The 25,868-nt window shown below is 42.7% G+C and carries 25 protein-coding genes; 5 read left to right on the forward strand and 20 right to left on the reverse strand.

Annotation, left to right across the window (positions count from 1 at the left end; translation table 11 throughout):
* The first annotated feature begins 179 nt into the window (after positions 1–179).
* The 3 genes from ACQRCC_RS07185 to ACQRCC_RS07195 all read left to right on the forward strand — a co-directional run bounded on the left by ACQRCC_RS07185 (position 180) and on the right by ACQRCC_RS07195 (position 2,624).
* A complete protein-coding gene (locus ACQRCC_RS07185; RefSeq protein WP_427850135.1) occupies positions 180–1,028 on the forward strand; it encodes a transporter substrate-binding domain-containing protein in 849 nt (282 codons plus the stop codon).
* Positions 1,029–1,136: 108 nt separating this feature from the next.
* Positions 1,137–1,823: an amino acid ABC transporter permease gene (locus ACQRCC_RS07190; protein ID WP_427850136.1), complete on the forward strand. Its 687-nt coding sequence runs from the start codon at positions 1,137–1,139 to the stop codon at positions 1,821–1,823.
* Positions 1,824–1,838: 15 nt separating this feature from the next.
* The gene (locus tag ACQRCC_RS07195) at positions 1,839–2,624 is read left to right on the forward strand and encodes an amino acid ABC transporter ATP-binding protein (RefSeq protein ID WP_427850137.1); all 786 of its coding nucleotides are present in this window, start codon (positions 1,839–1,841) and stop codon (positions 2,622–2,624) included.
* Between the two features lie 71 nt (positions 2,625–2,695).
* Here ACQRCC_RS07195 and ACQRCC_RS07200 read toward each other — a convergent pair whose 3' ends face one another.
* Entirely contained in the window at positions 2,696–5,149 is a 2,454-nt protein-coding gene (locus ACQRCC_RS07200; RefSeq protein ID WP_427850138.1) for an HD domain-containing phosphohydrolase, read from the reverse strand.
* Positions 5,150–5,368: 219 nt separating this feature from the next.
* Between ACQRCC_RS07200 and ACQRCC_RS07205 the strand changes: the two genes are divergently transcribed.
* Positions 5,369–6,124 (forward strand): phosphotransferase, encoded by a 756-nt coding sequence (locus ACQRCC_RS07205; protein ID WP_427850139.1) that lies wholly within the window; start codon positions 5,369–5,371, stop codon positions 6,122–6,124.
* Between the two features lie 135 nt (positions 6,125–6,259).
* Entirely contained in the window at positions 6,260–7,510 is a 1,251-nt protein-coding gene (locus ACQRCC_RS07210) for a threonine/serine ThrE exporter family protein (protein ID WP_427850140.1), read from the forward strand.
* Positions 7,511–7,603: 93 nt separating this feature from the next.
* Here the strand turns inward: ACQRCC_RS07210 and adhE are convergent, their stop codons facing one another.
* The 19 genes from adhE to rplO all read right to left on the reverse strand — a co-directional run bounded on the left by adhE (position 7,604) and on the right by rplO (position 25,861).
* Positions 7,604–10,219: a bifunctional acetaldehyde-CoA/alcohol dehydrogenase gene (gene adhE / locus ACQRCC_RS07215; protein WP_427850141.1), complete on the reverse strand. Its 2,616-nt coding sequence runs from the start codon at positions 10,217–10,219 to the stop codon at positions 7,604–7,606.
* Between the two features lie 245 nt (positions 10,220–10,464).
* A complete protein-coding gene (locus ACQRCC_RS07220) occupies positions 10,465–12,219 on the reverse strand; it encodes a [FeFe] hydrogenase, group A (RefSeq protein WP_427850142.1) in 1,755 nt (584 codons plus the stop codon).
* Positions 12,213–14,045: an NAD(P)-binding protein gene (locus ACQRCC_RS07225; protein ID WP_427850143.1), complete on the reverse strand. Its 1,833-nt coding sequence runs from the start codon at positions 14,043–14,045 to the stop codon at positions 12,213–12,215. The genes ACQRCC_RS07220 and ACQRCC_RS07225 overlap by 7 nt, the downstream gene beginning before the upstream one ends.
* 148 nt (positions 14,046–14,193) lie before the next feature.
* The gene (locus tag ACQRCC_RS07230; protein WP_427850144.1) at positions 14,194–14,583 is read right to left on the reverse strand and encodes a hypothetical protein; all 390 of its coding nucleotides are present in this window, start codon (positions 14,581–14,583) and stop codon (positions 14,194–14,196) included.
* Positions 14,584–14,607: 24 nt separating this feature from the next.
* A complete protein-coding gene (locus tag ACQRCC_RS07235; RefSeq protein ID WP_427850145.1) occupies positions 14,608–15,846 on the reverse strand; it encodes an ABC transporter permease in 1,239 nt (412 codons plus the stop codon).
* A 1-nt stretch (position 15,847) separates the two neighbouring features.
* A complete protein-coding gene (locus ACQRCC_RS07240; RefSeq protein WP_427850146.1) occupies positions 15,848–17,404 on the reverse strand; it encodes an efflux RND transporter periplasmic adaptor subunit in 1,557 nt (518 codons plus the stop codon).
* 22 nt (positions 17,405–17,426) lie between these two features.
* Positions 17,427–18,119 carry an ABC transporter ATP-binding protein gene (locus ACQRCC_RS07245; protein WP_427850147.1) on the reverse strand — a complete coding sequence of 231 codons (693 nt, stop codon included), beginning with the start codon at positions 18,117–18,119 and terminating at the stop codon, positions 17,427–17,429.
* Positions 18,120–18,271: 152 nt separating this feature from the next.
* A complete protein-coding gene (locus tag ACQRCC_RS07250) occupies positions 18,272–18,808 on the reverse strand; it encodes a bL17 family ribosomal protein (protein ID WP_427850148.1) in 537 nt (178 codons plus the stop codon).
* Between the two features lie 200 nt (positions 18,809–19,008).
* Positions 19,009–19,968 carry a DNA-directed RNA polymerase subunit alpha gene (locus ACQRCC_RS07255; RefSeq protein WP_427850149.1) on the reverse strand — a complete coding sequence of 320 codons (960 nt, stop codon included), beginning with the start codon at positions 19,966–19,968 and terminating at the stop codon, positions 19,009–19,011.
* Positions 19,969–20,084: 116 nt separating this feature from the next.
* Positions 20,085–20,678 carry a 30S ribosomal protein S4 gene (gene rpsD / locus ACQRCC_RS07260; RefSeq protein WP_427850150.1) on the reverse strand — a complete coding sequence of 198 codons (594 nt, stop codon included), beginning with the start codon at positions 20,676–20,678 and terminating at the stop codon, positions 20,085–20,087.
* A 73-nt stretch (positions 20,679–20,751) separates the two neighbouring features.
* A complete protein-coding gene (rpsK, locus tag ACQRCC_RS07265) occupies positions 20,752–21,147 on the reverse strand; it encodes a 30S ribosomal protein S11 (protein ID WP_004607272.1) in 396 nt (131 codons plus the stop codon).
* A 49-nt stretch (positions 21,148–21,196) separates the two neighbouring features.
* Positions 21,197–21,565 carry a 30S ribosomal protein S13 gene (gene rpsM, locus ACQRCC_RS07270; RefSeq protein WP_427850151.1) on the reverse strand — a complete coding sequence of 123 codons (369 nt, stop codon included), beginning with the start codon at positions 21,563–21,565 and terminating at the stop codon, positions 21,197–21,199.
* A gap of 278 nt (positions 21,566–21,843) precedes the next feature.
* Positions 21,844–21,957 carry a 50S ribosomal protein L36 gene (gene rpmJ / locus ACQRCC_RS07275; RefSeq protein WP_003022746.1) on the reverse strand — a complete coding sequence of 38 codons (114 nt, stop codon included), beginning with the start codon at positions 21,955–21,957 and terminating at the stop codon, positions 21,844–21,846.
* A 161-nt stretch (positions 21,958–22,118) separates the two neighbouring features.
* Positions 22,119–22,337 (reverse strand): translation initiation factor IF-1, encoded by a 219-nt coding sequence (gene infA / locus ACQRCC_RS07280; protein ID WP_004607275.1) that lies wholly within the window; start codon positions 22,335–22,337, stop codon positions 22,119–22,121.
* Positions 22,338–22,349: 12 nt separating this feature from the next.
* Entirely contained in the window at positions 22,350–22,592 is a 243-nt protein-coding gene (locus ACQRCC_RS07285; protein ID WP_427850152.1) for an RNA-binding protein, read from the reverse strand.
* A 29-nt stretch (positions 22,593–22,621) separates the two neighbouring features.
* Complete coding sequence (gene map / locus ACQRCC_RS07290; RefSeq protein ID WP_427850153.1) at positions 22,622–23,395, reverse strand: type I methionyl aminopeptidase; 774 nt, start codon at positions 23,393–23,395, stop codon at positions 22,622–22,624.
* Between the two features lie 4 nt (positions 23,396–23,399).
* Positions 23,400–24,044: an adenylate kinase gene (locus ACQRCC_RS07295; protein ID WP_427850154.1), complete on the reverse strand. Its 645-nt coding sequence runs from the start codon at positions 24,042–24,044 to the stop codon at positions 23,400–23,402.
* A gap of 59 nt (positions 24,045–24,103) precedes the next feature.
* Entirely contained in the window at positions 24,104–25,420 is a 1,317-nt protein-coding gene (gene secY / locus ACQRCC_RS07300; RefSeq protein ID WP_427850155.1) for a preprotein translocase subunit SecY, read from the reverse strand.
* The gene (rplO, locus tag ACQRCC_RS07305; RefSeq protein ID WP_427850156.1) at positions 25,421–25,861 is read right to left on the reverse strand and encodes a 50S ribosomal protein L15; all 441 of its coding nucleotides are present in this window, start codon (positions 25,859–25,861) and stop codon (positions 25,421–25,423) included.
* Positions 25,862–25,868 lie beyond the last annotated feature (7 nt).

The following is a 25,868-nucleotide window of genomic DNA, read 5'->3' on the forward strand; positions in this document are numbered from 1 at the left end:
CCTATGATACCAGAGTACAAAGTACGAAACAATCCGTAGGTATCATAGTCAGGAGCTCTTGAACAAACTTGTTCCAGAGCTCCTTTTTCTATGAAAAATAATATTTCTGTTGACTTTAGCTTGGTAAATTGGTAATATTGTAACGTGAATTATAAAAAACAGGTCAAGGAGAAGGTATTATGAAGAAATTAATTGCAATGATGCTGACTTTAACCATGGTTCTGTCCCTTGCCGGATGTGGCGGTTCTTCCAGCTCTTCCAGTTCTGACGAAAACGCGGAAAGCACAGATAGCAAATCTGAAGAAACTGCTGAAGCCGCAAGTGATTCCGAGTATGTTAAGGATAAAGGAACTCTGGTAGTAGGTATCACAAATTTTGAGCCAATGGACTACAAAGAAGAAGGAAGCGATGAGTGGGTAGGCTTTGATGCTGATATGGCGAAAGCTTTTGCAGAAAGTCTTGGAGTAGACGTTGAATTTGTAGAGATTGACTGGGACAACAAGATTATGGAACTTGATGGAAAAACCATCGACTGTGTATGGAATGGTATGACACTTACCGATGAAGTAACAAGCGCTATGGAATGTTCTAATGCATACTGTAAGAATGCGCAGGTCGTTGTTGTTCCTGCTGACAAGGCTGATAAATATCAGGATAAAGACAGCCTCGCTGATTTATCTTTCGCAGTAGAGACCGGAAGTGCCGGAGAAGCAGAAGTCAGTGCACTGGGATTGAACTACACTTCTGTTGCTGCACAGGCTGACGCTCTTATGGAAGTATCCGCCGGAACTTCTGACGCTGCAGTTATCGACTTATTAATGGCTGCTGCCATGATCGGAGAAGGAACAAGCTATGCTAACCTGACACACACAGTTGAGCTTAACAGCGAAGAGTATGGTGTTGGTTTCCGTAAAGGCTCTGACCTTGCAAAGGCTCTGAATGATTTCTTTGCTTCCAGCTACGCAGATGGATCTTTACTAAAATGTGCAGAGAAATATGGTGTTCAGGATGCCGTAATTGAACAGTAAAGTTCAATTTATACTCGAGTAGAATTTAGATGACCCATGAATAGAGGGCGGATTCCCGCTCTCTATTTTTCACTGAAAAGGATTAAACAAAAGAAAGCAGGTTTTCCTATGGAACAGATTATGGAACAGATGCCGATAGTTATTAAATCCCTGAATATCGGCTTTATTCAAACTTTAAAATTATTTTTTGTAACTCTCATCGGAGCCTTCCCGCTGGGACTTATCATTGCATTCGGTTCTATGTCACGTTTCAGACCCCTGAGCTATTTTACAAAGCTCATCGTCTGGGTTGTTCGTGGTACCCCGCTAATGATTCAGCTCCTTATTTTTTACTATTTTCCCGGCCTTGTATTACATAACCCGATTTGGGGCGGCGGCGAAACCGGCCGTTTCTTTGCCGCATCCGTATCATTTATCATCAACTATTCCTGCTATTTTTCCGAAATTTATCGAGGCGGCATCCAAAGTGTACCTGTTGGTCAGGAGGAAGCCGGCCTGGTGCTCGGTATGACAAAATCACAGATTTTCTTCAAAATAAAATTACTTCAGATGATTAAACGTATTGTTCCACCTATGTCAAATGAGATTATCACATTAGTAAAAGATACTTCTTTGGCCCGTATTATTGCGCTTCAGGAGATCATCTGGGCAGGACAGGCATTTATGAAGGGATCTCAGGGTATTTCAGGTGCCATTTGGCCACTGTTCTTCACTGCCGTTTACTATCTTATTTTTAATGGTATTCTAACTGTATTACTGGGACGTCTGGAAAGAAAACTGGATTATTTCAGATAAAGGGAGGAAAAACATATGCCAATTTTAGAAGTAGAACATATTTGTAAATCTTTTAACCATACACAGATTCTGAAAGACATCAGCTTTTCTCTTGAAAAGGGACAGGTTGTCTCCATCATCGGATCTTCGGGAAGCGGTAAGACCACTCTTCTGCGGTGCCTGAATTTCCTCGAACAGCCGGATAAGGGAATCATTCGTGTTAATGGCGAAACACTCTTTGATGCCTCCGACTCCGGAACACTTCAGGAATCCGCCATCCGCAAAAAACGTCTGCATTTTGGTCTGGTATTCCAATCCTTTAACCTTTTTCCTCAGTATACTGCCCTGGAAAATGTTATGCTGGCGAAACAGCTGCTCGCCCAGGAGGAACCGGATTATAAGAGCCGTAAGAAAGAAATTATGGAAGAAATCCGCCAACAGGCAGAATCTCTTCTGGATCAGATGGGACTCAGCAACCGCATGAACAATTACCCTCACCAACTGTCAGGAGGACAGTGTCAGCGTGTGGCCATCGCAAGGGCTCTGGCTCTTCAGCCGGATATTCTCTGTTTCGATGAACCTACCTCTGCACTTGACCCTGAACTTACAGGAGAGGTTCTGAAGGTTATTAAAGAGCTTGCCGATAAAAACACTACTATGATTATTGTCACCCATGAGATGGCATTTGCAAGAGACGTAGCAAACCAGGTAATCTTCATGGATGATGGATATATCCTGGAACAGGGTGACCCGCTTCAGGTATTTGAACATCCTAAGGAAGAGCGTACCCGCCAATTCCTGTCCCGCTTTACACAGGGATAAAATGAATCCGCCCTGCACTACAGCCGGATTCCACTTCATTAAAGTGGAATCCGGCTGTAATGCGGGGCGGATTATATTTTACTTGTAATAATAATTTCGAAACGCATCTCCCTCTCGGCAGAATCATAAAACTGCTTCCCATAACAGAACACAAATTTCATGCTTCCGTCTTTACATTTGATACGATGTTCAATAAATGCCATTGCGTTACGACCGAGCTGTTCATTCACCTGGCAGAAATACTCCATTCTCTCCTCCGGAAATATCAGATCTGCCTGACTCATCCTGCCATTTTCTATATCTTTTCTCTGATATCCCGTAAGCAATTCAAAATTATCATCTATGGAAATAATATTCTGCTGACTATCCAGTATGTAGCGGCTGTAACAGACAGGATGCACCGTACTCTCCCGCCCTTTCCGCACATCAACACCTATGTTCTGAGCATCATCCGCAGCTTCTGCATCCACCTTTTCCACATGTTCCTGCATATCCCCGGCTGTTTTTTCCACCAGTTCCTCTCTCTCCCGTAGCATTGCCAAAAATTCACCTACAATATAAGGATCAAACTGCGTTCCTGAACAGCGTTTAAGCTCTCTTCCGGCTTCTTCCCTGGACATGGCTTTTCTATAAGATCGGTCATTTGTCATAGCATCATAAGCATCCACCACCGCAATCACACGAGCCAACAAAGGGATATTTTCCCTGCACAATCCGTCCGGATATCCTCTTCCATCCCATCGCTCATGATGGTGCCGTATCATATCTGCAATTTCTTCCAATTCCTGTGAACTTCTGGCAATCTGATATCCCTTTTCCACATGAGATTGAAGAATTCTCCATTCCGATTCCGAAAGTTTGCCCGGTTTATTCAATATCTCCAACGGTATTCCAATTTTACCGATATCGTGCAACAGACACAGCAAGGATAATCTGCTAAGCTGTACATCCGACAGACCCATCCGCCTTCCAAGGGCTTCCCCAAGTTCCTGTGTCCGTTTTACATGCACTTCTGTATCACTGTCACATTCCTGAAGAGCACGGACAAGAGATGTAATAGAATGTGAATGCGCCGACTTCCTATCCAGAAGCTTCTTTGCCGTCATCCCACTCTTTGCCGCTGCAATAGCTTCCAATATATCCGGTTTTTCTTCCGAAGTCGTGCTGACAGCATACTGAATATCAATAATATCTTCTTCCTGAATCCGATTCAGACATTCAAGAATCTCTTCCTCATTCTTTCCATAGCAGATTGCAATCAGGTTCGCATCCTCACCCCTGACAAAATAGCTGGTCTTGGGAAAACATTTCCTCATCAGTTCCGCCAGGTACTGAATCACCTGATCTCCACGACTGCGTCCAAAGCTCTTATTAATTGCAACAAGACTATTAATATCACAGATAGCAACAAGCGCAGGATGTCCAAAAGACAATGGATTATCACCCGCAAATCTCTGAAAACTCTCCCAACTTTGAAAACCGGTCAGCACATCTGTATCCTGGGATGCATCCGACAGTACAAATAGCCTTCCCATCAGTTCTCCCCTGTTATTTTTCAGAGTCCGGTAATCACATCGAACAGACTCAATCTTATTCGCCTTTCTGGTATAGCACTGCAGCGAACACCCCTCATTTTTCTGACCGATATCCAATGGGATATGACACTGCTCCAGAAAATCCGCCAATTCCATCTCCTGCTTTGGCACCACCTCAGGAAGCAAAGATGTCACACGGTTATTCTTCAAAATCAGTTTATTCTCGTAATCAAAAAGCAGGATTCCCTGATCTACATTATCAAAAATCATATTTTTAAAATGATTCAGCATTCCATGAGAAGCATACATATAATAATCCCAATACAGAAATGCGGCAATCACACTATAGCCCCATATAGAATAGTCCAGCAAGTTGAATAAAGACTTTTGTGGAAGAAACAGAAAAAACGCATTACAGCCTACCACCAGCAGTATTCCATATACCGCATACAAATACTGTCGGCGGTAATCGGAAGGCACCACATATGCTTTGTGACACAGAATTGCCAACACGATCACAACAATAATATATGTAAAAAGAAGATGCAGTTCAAACCCTGACATCATCTGATAGCGAAAGTGTGCAATCAATGTATCTCTTCTTTCATACCTGACAGCGATCTCATAAAATGGATTTATCAGCATCACCAGCAAATCTACCGTCATCCATATCAGCAGGCCGAAGAATAATATCCTGCTGCTTTTCCGCATAAAATACCCAGTGTAATATCTTACACTAACCAGCAGACAGACCGTTATTATATCAATGCTGGCAAAATAAATGCTGGAAGTAAGAGACGTAAAAAAATAATCTCTGGTCAAAATACTGAGCAGATAGCTGATATCCACCACAATAGCACAAATGCAGGCTATACCAAGATATATTCCTTTTTTGTCTTCCCTTCGAAGAGCTTGTCGTGCAAGAAACCCATCGACTGCTGCAATAATGAATGAAATGATGATAAAAACACTGGAAAACTCGATCCGCATAACAACTCTCCTTCCTGCTCCATATTTATCTTTAGTCTACTATATATCTCTGGATTTTTCTATAGAGTAAAAACAGATTCATTCGTTATTAAATTAACAATTTATTTTTTCATATTTTTTTAGTTAAATTTTTATCATTTTTACTTTTCAAATATTATATTCGGGTGTATAATAGGCATATCAGTAAACGGATAATCATTTACAACAGGAGGTATCACAATGACACTTGACAAAGCTAACTTAATCGTAAAACGTCCATACAAAGAAGTATATCGCTGCGAAGAAGGAATCGTAAAAGTATTTGAGACTACTCACCCAAAGTCAGCAGTATTTAACGAAGCTCTGAACACTGTACGCATCGAGGAAACCGGTCTGGACATTCCTAAATTAAAGGAAGTTACCCAGATAGACGGAAAATGGGCTCTGGTAATCGAAAAAAAGGACGGTAAGACTCTGGAAGAAATGATGCAGGTAGATGCTGCTAATATAGAAAAATATATGTCAGACTTTGTAGATCTGCAATTGACCATTCATGCAAAGACTGCTCCCATGCTGAATCGCATGAAAGATAAACTGGCCCGCCAGATTGACACTCTGAAGGCATTGGATGCTACCCAGCGTTATGAGCTTCGCACCAGGCTGGAGAGCATGCCAAAACACTCCAAAGTATGTCACGGGGACTTTAACCCAAGCAATGTTATTGTCGGAAAGAACGGAAAGATGACGGTGGTTGACTGGGCACACGCAACTCAGGGAAATGCCAGTGCTGATGCTGCCATGACCTACCTTCTCTTTGCACTGAAGGATCAGAAAACTGCAGATCTGTATCTTGACCTGTTCTGCAAGAAGAGCGATACCGCAAAACAGTATGTACAGCAATGGCTGCCTATCGTAGCTGCATCCCAGCTTGAAAAAGATAACGAACTGGAAAAAGACTTTCTCATGAAATGGATCGATGTAATGGATTATCAATAATCAACAATTAATCATCGATATTCCATTACAATTTCTAATGCCAGCCTTAATTTTTTTCATTGGACTTTTTCTGAATCAGTGGTATGATTCATATGTTGGCTTAAGCCAAAAAAAGGACTTTGAAAGGATAAAGGTATGGATTACAAACGCATTTTACAGGGAATTCTGAACATAGGAGAATCCATGCTCAAAAGCGGCGCTGAGAACTTCAGACTGGAAGACAGTCTGTACAGAATGTGCCGGAGCTATGGCTTTGTACACAGTGATGTGTTCATTATTCCAAGCAACATTCAAATCACAGTTGAAACTCCGGACGGTGAAATTCTTACCCAGATTCGCCACGTAGAAACAACGGATATTGATTTTGACCGTCTGGACTATCTAAATAATCTCTGCCGATATGTATGTGATAACACACCGGATGAGAAAACACTTCGCGAAAAATATCTGGAGGTTCTGAACCGCCCCAAACAGCACCCTGCTGCCAAGTATTTTGCAGGTGTTATGGGCGGAACAGGATTTGCAGTCTTTTTTGGCTGTAACTTTATGGATGCTATTGTCGCTGTTATTGTTTCTTTGATGATTGTAATAGTGGGCGAATGGCTGAGTAAGCGAGAAGACAATCTTCTTATATATAATATGATTCTGGCATTCCTGTCAGAAGTCATTATCATTGTTATGATCAGACTTGGTATCGGAACTCATTCAGACCGTATTATGATCGGTATTGTCATGCTCCTGATCAGTGCCCTCGGAACAACCAACGGAATTCGTGATTTATTACAGCGTGATTTTATATCAGGATTTTTGAACATTATGAATTCCTTCCTCGGAGCCGCCGGTATTGCTTTTGGAATTGCACTCGCAATGCTCCTTCTGGATGACGGAACTTCGAATGGGTTTATCTTAAACCACAGCATTCCTGTACAGCTTATCTCCTGTACTATCGCATGTACCGGATTTGCGCTGTGGTTCAAAATCAGAGGAAGACAGGTTCTTTATTCCAGCGTGGGGGCGTTCTTTACCTGGGCAATCTACCTGCTGGTATTCTACTTACGGCCAAGCAACTTCCTTGCAACACTGGTGGCTTCCGTATTTGTTGGATTCTTCGCATTTATTATGTCCAGAATCAACAAGGCACCTTCCACTATTTTCCTGACAGCCTCTGTGTTCCCTCTGATTCCGGGACCGAACCTGTATTACGTAATGTATGGATGTGTAAGCCGCAATATAAATATGGCATTTTCCGAGACGCTGGTTCTGATTTCTACCTGTCTCGCGATTGCTTTTGGATTCATTATCGTAGACATGGTATCCCGCTATATTATGAGCGCATTAAAGAGAGATTATCATATCAGTAAGAAAAATATTGTAAACAATCAATAATAGGGACGGTTCTCTGTCCCGACCCAACGCAAGAAGAAACGCCCCACTTTTCGTGAGGCGTTCTTCTTACGTGAGAAAAACTATCGAGAAAAACTATTTGCCATAATAGCATTTAAGATAAATTTCTTTCATTTCCTTCATCAATGGATATCTTGGATTTGCTCCTGTACACTGATCATTGAATGCCTGTTCTACCATATCATCCAGTGTATCCAGGAAATACTGCTCATCAATTCCATATTCCTTGATGGATTTCTTAATTCCGATCTTTTCTTTCAGATCTTCCAGTTTTGCACAAAGATTTTCAAATACTTCCTGATCATCCTTTCCCATACATCCAGCAAAACGTCCAATCTCTGCATATCTTGCCAGAGCATGCGGATACTCATACTGTGAGAAGGTTCCCATCTTCGTCGGAACTTCTGCTGCATTGTATCTCATAACCTCTGTCAGAAGCACTGCATTTGCCACACCGTGCGGCAGGTGATGGAATGCGCCAAGCTTATGTGCCATAGAATGATTCAGTCCAAGGAATGCATTTGCAAATGCCATACCTGCCATACAGGATGCGTTTGCCATCTTCTCTCTTGCAATCGGGTCATTTGCGCCATTTTCATATGCAGATGGCAGGTAATCGAATACTGCCTTCACTGCCTTAAGTGCCAGTCCGTCTGTGTAATCTGTTGCCATGATGGACACATATGCCTCAATAGCATGCGTCATAACATCAATACCGGATGCGCTGGTCAGTCCCTTTGGCTGGGTCATCATATTGTCTACATCTACGATTGCCATGTTCGGCAGAAGCTCGTAATCAGCAATCGGCCATTTTACTCCGGTCTCTGCATCGGTAATGATTGCAAATGGTGTTACTTCAGAACCTGTACCGGAAGAAGTCGGAATTGCTACGAAGTAAGCCTTCTCTCCCATCTTCGGGAAGGTAAATACTCTCTTACGAATATCCATGAAGTCCATAGCCATGTCTTCAAAGTTTGCTTCCGGATGCTCATACATTACCCACATGATCTTTGCTGCATCCATTGCAGAACCACCGCCCAGTGCGATAATTGTATCCGGCTCAAATGCTCTCATCTGATCTACACCTTTTTCTGCACACTGCAGTGTCGGGTCCGGAGCCACTTCATAGAAGCATGTATGCTGAATTCCCATTTCGTCCAGTTTTTTCTCAATCGGAGCTACATAACCATTTTTATAAAGGAAGGTATCTGTTACGATAAACGCTTTCTTCTTATGCATCACTGTTCCAAGCTCATCCAGTGCTACCGGCATACAGCCCTTCTTAAAGTAAACTTTCTCAGGTGTTCTGAACCACAGCATATTCTCTCTCCTCTCTGCAACTGTTTTAATGTTAATCAGATGTTTCACGCCCACGTTCTCAGATACAGAGTTTCCACCCCAGGAACCGCATCCAAGGGTAAGAGACGGTGCCAGTTTAAAGTTATATAAATCACCAATTCCACCGTGGGAAGATGGTGTATTAATCAGAATACGGCAGGTTTTCATTGCTGCTGCATGCTTTGCAATCTTCTCCTTCTCTGCCGGGTGTACGTACAATGATGCCGTATGTCCATATCCACCATCCGCTACCAGCTGCTCTGCCTTGGCAAGAGCCTCGTCAAATGTCTTTGCTCGATACATTGCAAGTACCGGAGATAATTTCTCATGTGCAAATTCCTCGGAAATATCTACTGACTCTACTTCACCAATCAGAATCTTTGTGCTTTCCGGAACCTCTACACCGGCAAGTTTAGCAATTTCATATGCTGATTTTCCGGGAATCTTATTATTCAGGGCTCCATTGATAATGATGGTCTTACGAACTTTATCAAGCTCCTCGCCTTTTTTCAAGAAATAACATCCACGATATTCAAATTCTTTCTTTGCCTGATCATATACGCTGTCCAGAACAGTTACAGACTGCTCAGAAGCACAGATCATACCATTGTCAAATGTCTTGGAATGGATTATGGAGTTTACAGCCATTCTTACATCTGCTGTGTCATCGATAATAACCGGTGTATTGCCGGCTCCAACACCCAGTGCCGGTTTACCTGATGAATAAGCAGCCTTAACCATTCCCGGACCTCCGGTTGCAAGAATAATATCCGCTTCTCTCATAACTGTATTTGTCAGTTCCAGAGAAGGAACATCAATCCAGCCGATAATACCTTCCGGTGCACCTGCTTTCACTGCCGCATCCAGCACAACCTTTGCTGCTGCGATAGTACATGCCTTTGCTGCCGGATGAGGGCTGATGATGATTGCATTTCTGGTCTTCAGACAGATCAGCGTTTTGAAAATAGCAGTTGATGTCGGGTTCGTTGTAGGAATAACTGCTGCCACAAGACCGATAGGTTCTGCGATTTTCTTGATTCCGAATGCGCTGTCTTCCTCAATTACGCCACATGTCTTTGTATTTTTATATGCATTGTAAATATACTCTGCTGCATAGTGGTTTTTGATAATTTTATCTTCTACGATACCACGACCTGTTTCTTCTACTGCCTGTTTTGCAAGCGGGATTCTCATTTTATTTGCCGCCATAGCTGCCTCAAAGAAGATTTTATCTACCTGCTCCTGTGTATAGGTTGCAAATATCTTCTGTGCTTCACGCATCGCGTTCATCTTTGCTTCAAGAGCTTCTACGCTGTCTACGATCTGAGGTACTGTCTCTTTTTTCTTTGCCATTGTGTTCTCCTCCTGTGGAATTCATGAATGTGAACCGTTTTTTCTTTGCTATGGTCGTAGTATAAGCGATTGTTAATTATTTGTCAATAACTTTTTGATAAATATTTAACATTCTTTTTTAGCGTGCCAAAGTGCTTTTGAACAATTGTGGAATTATGACAAAAAAAGTTGGATTGAACTTGCAGATGTAATCACCTCTGACCATATTCGTTCAATCCAACTCTATTATTTTAAACAAGTCTTATTTAGAAACCTTTACCGTAGTTTACTACCTCTGCATCATGCTCGGTGTGCAACAGCATATGCGCTTTATGAGATAACGGTTTTTCGAAATATTCTTCATACATTTCCAATACATCCGGATTCTCATGCGAGAAACGTATATCATAATTTTCATCCAGATAATACAGGTTCTTTCCGCGTTCAAATGCCCGCTCTTCTCCGTCATGGATTGGCTGACCGCCTCCTCCGACACAGCCACCCGGACATGCCATTACTTCAACAAAGTCATACTGTACTTCTCCACGCTCAATTTTCTGAAGAAGCGCTCTTGCATTACCCAGACCACTGACAACCGCTGTTCTTACGGTAATATCATTTATCTGGAAATTTGCTTCCTGTACACCATCATTCTCATTGAAGCCCTGACTTCTCACAGCGTGGAAAGCATCTGCCGGAGGATTCTCACCTTTAATGATAAAGTATGCAGAACGAAGTGCAGCCTCCATAACACCACCGGTAGCTCCGAAGATTACACCTGCTCCGGTTCCTCCCTGCATTGGTCTGTCACTCTCAATATCCTGAAGCGTATCCGGTCTGATATGTGCAGAGCGAATCATTTTTACCAGCTCTCTGGTCGTAATAACCGCATCAATATCATGTCCTGCATATTCACCATAGAACAGCTCCATCTCGCGCTCGCCCTTCTTTGCCACGCAAGGCATCACAGATATTGTATAAATCTTCTCCGGTGCCACACCCAGTTTGTCTGCAAAATAGGTCTTCATAGCTGCACCGAACATCTGCTGCGGTGATTTTGCGGAAGACAGGTATTTCACCAGATGCGGGAACTGAGTCTTGATAAAGCGAATCCATCCCGGACAGCAGGAAGTGAACATCGGACGATTCTTAAGCTCGCCACTGGTAAAGCGCTGTACAAATTCATGTCCCTCTTCCATAATCGTCAGGTCTGCTGAAAATACGGTATCAAACACATAATCCACACCCATACGTTTCAGGGCATCCAGTATCTTTCCAATTGTAGCATCTTCAGGTGCAAGACCTATCTGTTCGCCCCATGCCGCGCGCACGGCAGGTGCTACCTGAGCCACTACAATCTTATCCTTATCCGCAATCGCATCCCATATCTTCTCTGTATCATCACGGGCAGTCAATGCTCCTACCGGGCAGTGTGTAATACACTGACCGCAAAGAGAACAATCCGCCTCCTCAATCCTGCGTCGTCCTGACACATTGATAGTCGTTCTGGAACCGGTTCCTTCTACGTCCCACACACCGAGGCTCTGTACCTTATCACATACCTGTACACAGCGCATACACTTGATGCACTTGGAAGAATCACGTATCAGCGGAAATTTCTTATTCCACGGCTGATGTTCCAGTTCCTGTTTAAATGGAATCTCCAGAATATTCAGATCATTTGCGATGGTCTGAAGACTACAGTTACCACTTCTTGCACAGGTCACACACTTACAGTCATGCTGGGATAAAATCATCTCCACTGTTTTTCTTCTGTGTTTGCGAACCTTCGGACTGTTGGTATAGATCACCATTCCCTCCTCCGCAACATTATTACAGGAAGTAATCAATTTTTCTTTTCCTTCCAGCTCCACTACACAGACACGACACGCCGCAATCTCATTAATTCCCTTCAGATAACAAAGTCTGGGAATCGGTATCCCGTTCTGGGAAGCAGCTTCCATAATCGTGGTATTATCTTTTACTGAAATTTGTTTTCCATCAATCGTAATATTTACCATAATTTTTCTCTGCCTCCTTTAAAGATTCCGTATCCAAAGTGGTCACAGCGCAGACATCTTGAAGCTTCCTGTCTGGCTTCCTTCTCCGTCATACAGTTCTCCACACCTTCAAAATCACAGACTCTCTCACACGCCTCACGCTCAGTAAGATTCACTCGTCCGCAAGGAGTTCTGTCATCCAGATTTGCTTCCGGAATTTCTACATCGCAGGAAATCTCATGGTGATATCCCAGATATTCATCAATATTTGCCGCAACAACCTTAGCTGCTGCAATTGCTTTAATTACAGATGCCGGACCGCTCGCACAGTCTCCGCCTGCAAATACTCCCGGCATATTTTCAAATGTACCGGTACTCTTCGTTATAATTTTACCGCGTGATACCGGAATTCCCGCCTCTTCAAAATGACGGGTCTCAATATTCTGTCCGATGGCAACGACCAGGATATCACACGGAATATAAACATCTTCTTCGCCTGTAGGCTTAATGCTTGCACGTCCGTCCTTAATAGAACTTACCATCTGTGGAGTCACATAAATTCCTTTAATGTGATGATTCTCATCCACATCCAGGGAAGCCGGAGCCTTCAGTGTCTGAAGTTCGATTCCTTCTGCTACTGCCCCTTCTATTTCTGCAGGAAGCGCTGTCATATCTGCCACACGCCGTCTGTATACGATGCTGACCTTCTTTGCCCCAAGACGTTTTGCAGTACGCACTGCATCCATGGATACATTACCTCCGCCGATAACTGCAACCTCTTTTCCGGTCAGATCCATAATCTCATTCTTTCCTACATTACGCAGGAACTGAACTGCTGAGAGCACCCCGTCTGCATCCTCACCTTCCAGTCCAAGCTTTTTATCTGTGCTTGCACCGATCGTAATGAGAACTGCATCATACTCTTCCCGAAGCTGCTGGATCGTAATGTCCTGACCAATTTTCAGTCCATGCTTCACCTCGACTCCGGTCTTTAAAATACTGTTAATATCCTCATCCAGACGCTCCTTTGGAAGACGATAATTCGGGATACCATAACGAAGCATTCCCCCAAGCTTCGGAAGCATCTCATAAACCACGGCCTGATGACCCATAAGCTGCAGATAATATGCCGCACTTAAGCCGCCCGGGCCTCCGCCAAGAACAGCAATTCTTTTTCCTGTAGACGGTGCACACGCCGGAGGATCTACCTCTCCTGCAAAATCTGCCGCCACTCTTTTAAGTCCCCGGATATTGATAGAATCATCCACCATATTTCTGCGGCATCTTGCCTCACACGGATGCTCGCAGATGAAACCACAGGTAGTCGGGAACGGATTATCCTTACGGATCAGACGAATAGCATCTGCATATCTTCCCTCTCCTACCAGTGCCACATATCCCGGTATATCCACGTGTGCAGGACACAGGGCCACACACGGAACCGGCTGATTATATGTACAGGTACAGCGTCCATTCTCAATATGCTCAATATAATCATCCCGGTAACCAATCAGTCCCTTGTAGACCATATGTGCAGCCTCATACCCAATTGCACAATCAGCTGACTCCATAATAGATAACGCTGTCTCCTCCATAATATCCAGCGTCTCCATCGTTGCTTTTCCGTCCAATACATCTTTGATAAAGTGGTTTAACTGTCCAAGTCCGATTCGGCAGGGGACACATTTACCACATGTCTGCGCATGGCATAATTCCAGAAATGCACGCGCCATGTCCACCGGACAAAGTCCCGGAGGACTGGATTCGATTCTTCGCTCCAGATCCTTATAGAGCCCTTCCATCACGATCTCAGCCCTATTCGGAGAAGCAATCTCCAATCTGCTCATTTTTTAATTCCCTCTCTTTCATTTTTTTAATATTATTGTTTTTCCTGCTTTCACCCCGCAGTTTTCTAATTATACCATTTAAAAATGAATTTGTAAGGAAAATTACATAAGTAGATTATTTAACATAATGGTCTATTTTTTAACGTGCCTATTCTCTGGACTGGTACAATCCCCACCAGTATAAGGCAGGAATAATATAATCCATAACAGCCAGGAATGTGAAGGTTCCTCCAACCATGCTCCTTATCGTTGCGATCACTATAAGAGCTGTATAAATCCCTGCAAAGATAGTCGCCCATTTTACGGACTTTCCGGCAATTCCAAATATTCCGGCTCCTGCAGCTGTCACAGAAGTCAGAATGCCAAGAACCATGGCAAGTGGTGTATAAGCAGCTGTTATGGCGCTCATATCCACTCCCGGGACTTCTGAGAGCTGTGGCAGCATTACATAGCTGACCACTGTTCCAAATACTCCAAGCACTCCTGAAATAATCATCAATATGGATATTACTTTTAATAATAATTTTGGTCTAAACATATTCTTAATCTCCTTCTACATAAACTACAATTGTCTTAACGCTTCAATCGGACTCATACGAGCCGCTTTTCTCGCCGGATAGATGCCAAATATAATTCCCACGCCACAAGAAAAACAGGTCGTAAGTATTACTGCCGACAGTGAAAGTCGGGCTGACAGACCGGCAATCTTCATGACTGATATCAGACCGGCAATTCCTGCTCCAAGAGCAATTCCAATCACACCTCCAATTCCCGATATGATAGCCGACTCACACAGGAACTGCGCAATAATGGAGGATGTCTTGGCACCCAGCGCTTTGCGAATTCCTATCTCCCGGGTTCTCTCTGTTACAGATACCAGCATAATATTCATAACTCCGATACCTCCTACCAGAAGAGAGATGCCCGCCACAAATGCTACAAATGCGGTCACTGCATCCAGAATGGAACCCATAGCATTGACCATGGCACCCATGGACTGTGCTTTTGTAAATAAATTCTCCCCATCATTCATATGACGGGAATTCAGAAGCTGAACTGCCGATTTTGCGACAGAGTTCTCATTCTCGCCCTCTGCGAGATAAATATTTACAGAAGAAAATGCGTCGATATCATCTCCCCAGGCCGTCGCACAGGTATAGGGAAGTTCAATCATAACAGGCATCTCCATTCCAAACATTTTCATGGCCTCTTCATTTGCCTTCATATCCGCATCCGATACATCCCGGATTCCTTTTATCGTCAATGTCTGTACTGCATTACCGATTTCCAGATCAAAATCCATTCCCACAATATCTGTTGTCCCGAAAAGATACAGGGCACTTCCCCGATCCAGCACACATACCGGATTACCATTTACCACGTCATCTTCCGTAAAATACTCGCCTGTAATAATTGGGAGCTGATAAGGATTATATTCCTCATCCTGAATCGTCAAGGACACATATGCATCGAATCTTCCTTTCCTGCTCTCTACTTCTCCGACCTGCTGCACCAGAACGCTCACGCCGGCAGCTCTGTCTCCCAACTGTTCCTTTACGACTTGAATATCCTCCCAGGTTATCAATTCCGTGTTTGTCGTCTCCTCAGCGTTTGTATTTACAGTTACACTCTTAGTCTCATTACTGGACATTACATCTTCTTTCAGACCACTGCCCAGCGAAACAATCGTAATGACAGAAGAAATGCCGATAATAATTCCCAGCATGGTAAGAAAGGATCGCCCTTTATTTGCCCTGATATTGTACAGGGCCATTTTCACATACTCTCCAAATTGTCCCATACTACTGCTCCTTTGCCTTTGCCGCCATACCTTCTTTGACATCTCCGGATGTGTTTGAAATTACCTGATCTCCCTCCTCAAGACCATTCACAATCTCTATCTTGCTGCTGGATGCAGTTCCGGTCTCCACAGCCTGCTTTTCTACTATACCTTTGCGAATCACATAGACAAAATCTCCATCTGTTGAAGTATTGACTACTTCTGTCGGCAGACAAAGAACCTTCTTCTTCTCAGCTACTGTTATAGACACCTTTGCATTCACACCAATGCAGATATGTTCATCCGGATTTGAGAGTCGTACCTTTGCTCCGACAACCGGATTTCCCTTTGCATTAGGAAGCGCAATCTTATCAATAGAATCAACAGTTCCCTGATAGGAATGTTTGCCTATTTTTATAGTTGCACTGCTTCCTGTGGACAAATTTTCAAAATCACCTGCCGGTACTTCCAATGCTATGTATACATCCTGATTGCTCACCAGTGTAAATAATTCCATTCCCTGAGCCGTATCACTTCCCTCTACAGCTTTCACATCTGCTATTACTCCATCAAATTCTGCTTTCAGACCTTCTTTTCCTTTTTCCAGAAGCTCAGTTGTACTGAGCTTTGCAAGCTCGGCAAGATTCTCGGTAATCTGCATATTCTTAAGCTGTGCACCGGTAAGTCCGGATGGGACGGTATTTCCTGATGTACTCTCCAGTTCAGATAAAGATTGTTGAAGCGATGCCAGTTCCTGCTGGGCTGCCGTAAGCTGCTGTATAACTGCTGCTGCATCTGCACTTCCCAATTGACCAAGCTGCTGTTCCAGACTCCGGTACTCCTGCTCAAGCTGGCTGATCCGATTGGTAGCATCTGCCGCCGTCGTCTGAAGCTCCGCAATTCTCGCCGCTGCTTCAGGGTTCGACGGATCTAACGTCGTTAATTCTCGCTCTGCATTTTCTTTTACCGCCTTCTGCGCACTCTGCTCGTTTAAATTTGCCTCTATTTTTTGCTGTAAATCTGCTGTCTGCGATGCAATTTTAGCCGCCTCTGCACTCTCACTCTCTGCCTGCGCCTGAAGCTGACTGATCTCGGTCTGTTTCTCACTGATCTGACTGCGCAGCTTCTGAATGGATGCTGCTGTCTGAGCCTCTGCCTGTGCAGCACTCTGAGCAGTCCGGCTATTTTGTTCCAAAGCGTCCTGATTCGAATATTTCGCAGACAGAACATCCAGCTCTGACCTCTGATTATCCCTTTCCAGATTCGTTGTATCAAAAGTTACCAGTATATCTCCGGCTTTCACTGCTGTTCCCACTTTTGCATTGCATATCTTAACCGGAGCATTTACCGGAGAATAGAACACCTTTGTTTTACCGCTTTCCACGGTGCCAGATGTATTATAGACAGATTTGATATCTTCGCGTTCTACTACTGCCACATCCATCTCCGTACTTTTTGCCTCCCCGCCGCCTATCAGCTTTGAAAAGACAAAAAATACTAGAACCAATACACCTAATATAGGAAAAATAAACCATCCCGGCAATTTCTTTCGTTCCTTTTTCACTGCTTCTGAATTCATAAAATGATTCTCCCTTGTTATATTATTCTTTTTCATTCCAGTAATCCTTCTCTATTTTCCCGTCCTTTATCTGTACAACTCTATCCGTCTGACTGGCAATATCCGGATCGTGAGTAATAATAATGACCGTTCTTCCAGCTTCATGTAATCCCTTCAATATCTGCAGAATCTCTTCTGTTGAATGAGAATCCAGATTTCCTGTAGGTTCATCCGCAAGAATAATTGGTGGTTTTGCCGCTATTGCCCTGGCAACCGCTACCCTCTGCTGCTGACCGCCTGACATCTCCGATGGCTTGTGATGTATTCGTGGTTCCAATCCTACCATACGCAGCGCCTCTCTCGAAAGCTCCTGCCTGGTCTTCTTATCTATCCCTCTGTATATGAGGGGTAATTCCACGTTTCCCAGCGCATCCAGATTGGCAATCAAATTAAATCCCTGAAAAATAAAGCCGATTTCCTGATTACGGATATCCGACAATTGATTGTCCGTCATGCTAAAAACATCTTTCCCATTCAGAAAATACTTTCCTGATGTAGGAATGTCCAGACATCCCAGCATATTCATAAGAGTTGATTTTCCCGAGCCCGAGTGTCCGATAATAGCTGTAAGCTCTCCTCTTTGAATCTCCATACTCACGTCATCCAGGGCTCTAACTTCATCATCACCCGGATTATAAATCTTATACATGTGTTCAATTTTAATCAATGGTTCCATATATACCCCTTTGTCATCTCTACTTTTTGTATTATTGGTTTAATACAATTATACGTTTTGTACATCACTTATGCAAGTACTATTTAAAAAAAACGCACCCTGATTTCTCAGGATGCGTTAATCTTTAAATTATTTATCTTTTCATGCAGAGACTATACAAGCTCGATCAGAACTTCCATAGCTGCATCACCTTTACGCTGACCAATCTTTACAATTCTTGTGTAACCACCGTTGCGGTCTGCATATTTTGGAGCGATTTCGTCGAATAACTTAGCAACCAAATCAACTTCCTTTGTATTTTTCTTCTTTCCTGCTGCTGCAGTCGGAACTTCTTTAACCGGGTAAAGAACTTTCAGCATCTCTCTTCTTGCATGCAGTCTGGATGGCATATCTTTCTTAATCTTCTTCTCTACTTCATCGTATACAGTAACTTTCTTACCATCTACAACTTCTTTTACTCTCTTGCCATCTTTATCTTTGCGTGCAACCTTTGCTGTAACAGTTACTTCTTCGAAATTATCTTTCTCTTTTACAGCCAGTGCAATGATGCCTTCAGCAATTTTGCGGATTTCTTTTGCTTTTGCTTCAGTTGTTCTAATTTTACCATTGTTTAACAGTGCTGTTACCTGGTTTCTTAATAATGCTTTTCTCTGGCTGGATGTTCTGCCGAGTTTTCTATACTTTGCCATTTTTCTTTTCCTCCATTATTAACACTTGGTTATGCATCTTCGGGCTTACTAGCCAAATGCCGCTGCCATGCACTTTCGGGCTTACTGGACAACGAACTCCTGGCACTAACCTCGGGCTTCGTTTACACTCGCCTTAGCTAAGATTAGTGGAAGCCGCTTGAACGTTAGTAGTTCAATCGGCATCGCGGACTTCGTCCGCTCTATTCCTCGCCCTGGCTTAATTCTAAGCCAAGTTCTTTTAATTTCGCTAACACTTCTTCCAGAGACTTACGTCCGAGGTTACGAACTTTCATCATATCCTCCGGAGTTCTGTTTGTCAGCTCCTCTACTGTATTGATTCCTGCTCTCTTCAGACAGTTGTATGAACGAACAGAAAGCTCCAGTTCGTCAATGCTCATCTCCAGCACTTTTTCTTTCTCGTCATCTTCTTTCTCGATCATAACTTCTGCTGCCTGTGCAACTTCAGACAGATCAATAAATAATTTAAGATGCTCGCTAAGTACTTTTGCCGCCAGACTTACTGCTTCATCCGGAACCAGCGTTCCGTTTGTCCAGACATCAAGTGTCAGCTTATCAAAGTCTGTGATTTGACCAACACGTGTATTCTCTACAGTCAGATTTACACGCTCTACCGGAGTATAGATAGAATCAATCGGAATAACTGCGATTGGCAGTTCTTCATTCTTGTTCTTCTCTGAACTTACGTATCCTCTACCCTTTGTGATTGTAAGTTCCATATATAATTTACTGTCTGCCCCACCATTCAGTGTAGCAATAACAGTATCCGGATTCATAATCTCAATATCAGAATCCACCTGAATATCGGCACCTGTTACAACGCCTTCACCCTCGAAATCAATGTATGCTGTCTTTGGCTCATCTGTCTCAGATGTATTCTTGATAGCTAATGATTTCAGGTTCATGATAATCTCTGTAACGTCTTCCTTTACACCTGGAATGGAGCTAAATTCATGCAGGACTCCATCAATCTTCACCTGACTGATTGCAGCACCAGGAAGTGAAGAAAGCATAATTCTTCTGAGAGAATTTCCAAGTGTTGTGCCATAACCTCTTTCAAGAGGCTCCACAACGAATCTTCCATATTTCTTATCTTCTGAAATCTCGGTTATTTCAATATTTGGTTTATTAAAATCAAACACTATAAGGTCCCTCCTTGTGGGTTATTTACGTTTATCGAGGGTCAAATGCTCCAAATAAACCTAATCAGGCGTATCCCGCCGTGCATAAATGCAGCTGCGGGGCGCCCGAATGGATCTTATTTAGAATATAATTCGACGATAAGCATCTCGTCTACCGGAACGTCGATTTCGTCACGTGTAGGAAGCTCTTTCACTGTTCCTTTTAAGTTTTCAGCGTCAACTTCAAGCCATGCCGGAACCATACGTCCGCCAGTAACTTCTACGATATCTTTATATCTCTGGGAACCTTTGCATTTCTCTTTGATTTCAATCACATCACCAGCTTTGATTAAATAAGATGGGATATTAACCTGTTTTCCATTAACAAGTACATGCTTGTGATCTACAATCTGTCTTGCTTCACGGCGAGTTCTTGCAAGTCCCATACGGAATACAACGTTGTCCAGTCTGGACTCCAGAAGAATCATAAGGTTTGGACCTGTCATACCCTGCATCTGCTGAGCTTTTGTGAAGTAGTTTCTGAAAGGTTTCTCTAATACACCATAGATAAATTTAGCTTTCTGTTTCTCACGTAACTGAAGACCATACTCACTCATTTTTCTGTTGGATCTCTTTAACTGTCTGTTAGACTTTTTATCAATTCCTAAATAGACTGGGTCCATTCCAAGTGAACGACATCTTTTAAGAACCGGAACTCTATTTACTGCCATGTTCTTTTTCCTCCTAAATTTTTGACATTATGATATTGCATTAATCAACATACTTTCGCTAAGTGGTATGCGACTACACTCTTCTGCGTTTCGGTGGACGGCATCCGTTGTGCGGTACCGGAGTAACATCTTTAATGCTTGTTACATCAATTCCACAAGCCTGAAGAGCACGGATTGCTGCTTCTCTTCCTGAACCAGGTCCTTTAACCATAACGTCTACGGATTTCAAACCATGTACTAATGCTGCTTTAGCTGCTGTCTCAGCTGCCATCTGTGCTGCATAAGGAGTAGATTTCCTTGAACCTCTGAATCCAAGACCACCAGCACTTGCCCATGAAAGAGCATTTCCCTGTGCATCTGTTAATGTAACGATTGTATTATTAAAAGATGACTGGATGTGTGCTTGTCCGCGTTCAACGTTTTTCTTGACACGTTTCTTTGTCACTTTCTTTGTAACTTTCTTTGCCATAATAAAACTAACCTACACTTTCCTTCATTATAATTGTCTTGTTACTTAATTATTTCTTTTTGTTTGCAACTGTTCTCTTAGGACCTTTTCTTGTTCTTGCATTGGTCTTTGTCTTCTGACCACGAACCGGAAGTCCTTTTCTGTGACGGATACCTCTATAGCATCCAATCTCCTGCAATCTCTTAATGTTAAGTGCGATCTCTCTGCGAAGATCACCTTCAACTGTCTGAGTTTCATCGATTACTGCGCTGATTTTCTTAACATCCTCATCTGTTAAGTCTCTGCAGCGAATATCAGGATCTACTCCTGCCTCTGCCAAAATACGGTTTGCGCTTGTTCTACCAATTCCGTAGATATAAGTTAATCCGATTTCAACACGTTTGTCTCTTGGTAAGTCTACACCTGCAATACGAGCCATGTGATTTTCCTCCATTTTCTGTTTTGTTATCGTCTTTAATAGGGGTTTGCATTTTGCATAACCCAGGCGCGTTCGGTATGCACGCCCTTTCCGGCCACCGCAAATTCTATATTATAGAAGAAACGGTAATGACGGGCCGGCATTAGAAGCAATATACGAAGGATTTTCACCGGCCAAAGGTGCTTCCTTGTATATTTTAAATAGTTCACACACTGCCTGGTGTGTCAACTATCAGCCGCCTAATTCATTTGCATAAACATCATCTAAGTGTTCAGTACCTATCCCTGACGCTGTTTATGCTTTGGATTTTCGCAGATAATGCGAATGCTTCCTTTTCTTTTAATTACTTTGCATTTTTCGCAAATCGGTTTTACTGATGATCTAACCTTCACGTCAAATCCTCCTTTCGTCCACCTGCTGACTTCTGTACCATGCGCATCCCGTGCTGTTTTGATTCATCCCCTTATTTCAGGCAAATAAATAAATGCCCGGAAACGCGCTTATATAGTATAGCACTCAAAGTCAAATAAAGTCAATAGCTTTTTTACGATATTTATTTATCTCTCCAAATAATTCTTCCTTTAGACAGATCATATGGTGAAAGTTCCAGTGTTACCTTATCTCCCGGTAAAATTTTAATAAAGTTCATTCTCAGTTTTCCACTGATATGTGCAAGTACCTGGTGTCCATTTTCCAGTTCCACCTGAAACATTGCATTTGGTAATTTTTCTACTACAGTTCCTTCAATTTCGATTACGTCAGCTTTTGACATAGATGATTCCTCCTACACTTTTTCGTATTCCTTTAGTATCCGTTTAATTCCCACATCATCAAGTCCAGTGATATCATGTTCCCGGTTTATAATCTGAACATGCTTTTTTTTCTTCTTTTTCAGATGCTCAAGCGTTCTAATTCTGCCGTCTGCTAAATATACATACGCATCCTTTACTTCTATTATGATATAAAACTTTCCGGCATCATGTCCGGCTTTGGAGATCACCGGTACCCCCGGTTTGAATTTTTCCATAATCCTTCCTCCTCTGTCCTTTCCGGTTCCTACTTTTCAAATGGTTCCGGACCACTCAGAGTCAAAAGCACCGGTTCACTCTCCGTTATTAACACCGTATTTTCATAGTGAGCTGACAGGGAATGGTCTCTGCTGACGACAGTCCAGTCATCATCCATCCAATCCACCTCATAACCTCCCATGTTAATCATAGGCTCAATAGCAAGTGTCATGCCTGCCTTAAGCTTTACTCCTTTACGGTTCATCACGTAATTCGGTATTTCCGGAGATTCATGCAGATTTGTTCCTATTCCATGTCCGCAAAGGTCACGGACTACTCCATATCCATATCCCTCCGCATATCTGCCGATTGCAGCTGAAATATCAAATAGATGATTGCCTTCTTTTGCATATTTTATACCTTCAAAGAAGCTTTCCCGCGTAACTTTTATTAATTTCTGCGCTTCTGCACTGATTTCACCAATTCCATACGTCCTGGCGGCATCAGAATGGTATCCTTTATAAATTACTCCCGCGTCCAGACTGACAATGTCACCCTCCTGTAAAATACGATCCGCAGTCGGAATTCCGTGAACCACCTCATCATTCACTGACACGCAAATTGATGCCGGATATCCGTTGTAGTCCAGGAAAGAAGGAATACAGCCATAGCTTCGTATTAACTCCTCTCCCAGACGATCAATATCAAGGGTACTCATTCCCGGGCGTAAAGCCACAGCAAGTTCATTATGTACCTTCTCCAGAATTCTTCCGGCCTCTTTCATTAGTTCAATTTCTCTGGATGATTTGATTGTAATTGGCATAATATTACGCTCCCAAAATCTCCACGATAGCCTGGAAAACATCATTGATATCTACGGTTCCATCAACCGTTTTCAAAATACCTTCATTAGTATAATAATCAATGAGTGGCTGTGTCTGCTCATGATACACATTCAGACGTTTCTGAACTGTCTCCGGCTTGTCGTCATCTCTTAAAATAAGCTCCCCGCCACAGGTATCACAGATTCCGTCTTTTTTGGGTGCCGCATATTCAAGATGATATGTAGCTCCACATCCTACACATGCACGTCTTCCGCCCATACGCTTTACGATATTTTCATCCGGAACATTTACATCAATGGCATAATCAACCTTCTGTCCCAGGGTTTCCAGAGCTTTAGTGAGTGCTTCTGCCTGTGGAATTGTCCTCGGAAATCCATCCAGTACATATCCATTTGCACAGTCATCCTGGTTTACACGATCTACAACCAGATCTACAACCAGTTCATCCGGAACCAAGAGTCCCTGATCCATATAAGTTTTGGCTTTTTTTCCAAGCTCCGTGCCATTTTTAATATTTGCACGGAAAATATCTCCTGTGGAGATGTGAGGAATCTCGTATTTTGCAGCGATTTTCTTTGCCTGGGTTCCTTTGCCTGCGCCTGGTGCGCCTAACATAATAATCTTCATATGTTACTTCCTCCTTTATAGCATTTTAACCCGCGAAAAAAATTCCGCGAGTCAAAATATTATCTGTTTAAGAATCCTCTATAATTACGCACAAGCATCTGTGATTCAATCTGCTTGAGTGTTTCCAGGATAACGCTCACGATAATGATCAGGGAAGTACCACCAAATGATACACTCGCACCAAATACTCCATTAAAGAAGATTGGTACAACCTGAATCATGATCAGTCCGCAAGCTCCGATAAAGATAATACGGTTTAAAATCTTTGTCAGATATTCAACCGTCGGTTTACCGGGACGGATACCTGGAATAAAGCCACCGCTTTTTTTCATATTGTTGGCAATTTCCATCGGGTTAAATGTAATGGAAGTATAAAAATATGCAAAAAATACGGTAAGAATAATATATACGATAAGTCCCCAGCTATACTGGATATGTTGTGGATTACACCAGTTACCCTGATTCAATCCACGTAAAATCTCACTTCCGATTCCGCTTCCATTTCCTTTTCCAAGAAAACTTGCTATAACAATAGGAAACTGCATCAGTGAAGATGCAAAGATAATCGGAATAACTCCGGCAGTATTAACTTTTAACGGAATGCTTGACGACTGTCCGCCGTAAGTTCTTCTGCCCTGTACTTTCTGGGAGTATTGTACTGCAATTCTTCTCTCACCATCCTGAAGAATGATAACAAATACAACAAGTGCAAGAATGATTGCAAGGATAATGATTACAGCAAGCGTTCCGGATGCAAAGCTTTTACCCTTTACAAACTGTTCAAACAGTGTTGTCATATCACTCGGGATACGTGAAATAATGTTAATTACCAATACAATCGAAATACCGTTTCCAACACCCTTCTCTGTAATTCTTTCACCAATCCACATCAGGAACGCAGAACCTGCTGTGAGTGTCAGCACTACAGTAGCAGCATTTACAAAGTTATACTCGACCAGAAGTCCCTGACGACCAAAACCAACTGCCATGGCAGTAGATTCGATCAATGCAAGCGCTACTGTGACATAACGTGTCATTGCTGCAATCTTTTTTCTTCCATCTTCGCCTTCCTTCTGCATTTCCTCAAGCTTCGGAATTGCAATAGTCATCAGCTGCATAATGATGGAAGATGTAATATATGGTGTTATACTAAGAGCAAATATGGACATTTGCTCAAAGGATCCACCGGTGAAAGCGTTAAATAAGTTAAACGCTTCCCCCGTGTTCTGTGCAAAAAAATCCTTAATGTATTGCGGGTTAACACCAGGCGTAGGCATCTGGGATCCAAGTCTGATTACGATCAACATTAAAAATGTATATAAGATTTTCTTTCGAATATCTTCAATTTGAAATGCCTTTCGAAATGTCTTAAACAATTAGATCACCTCTGCTTTTCCACCAAGAGCTTCAATCTTTGCAGCAGCGCCAGCGCTGAATGCATTAGCCTGAACTGTGAGCTTCTTAGTTAACTCTCCTTTTCCGAGGATTTTAACGCCATCTCTTGGGTTCTTAACGATACCAGCCTCTACTAATGTTTCTACAGAAACTACAGCATCATTCTCGAATACTTCAAGAGCACTTACATTAATTCCAACGATTGTCTTAGAGTTTCTGTTTGTGAAACCTCTCTTTGGAATTCTTCTATATAATGGCATCTGACCACCTTCGAAGCCTGGTCTTGTGCCGCCTGAACGAGCCTTCTGACCTTTGTGTCCCTTACCAGCAGTTTTACCATTACCAGAACCGTGTCCACGTCCTCTTCTGAAATTATCGCTCTGTTTTGCACCATCAGCAGGTCTTAAGTTTGATAAATCCATTGTGACA

Origin of the sequence: Sporofaciens sp. SGI.106 (genome assembly GCF_050314255.1) — a bacterium.
GTDB lineage: Bacteria > Bacillota > Clostridia > Lachnospirales > Lachnospiraceae > Claveliimonas.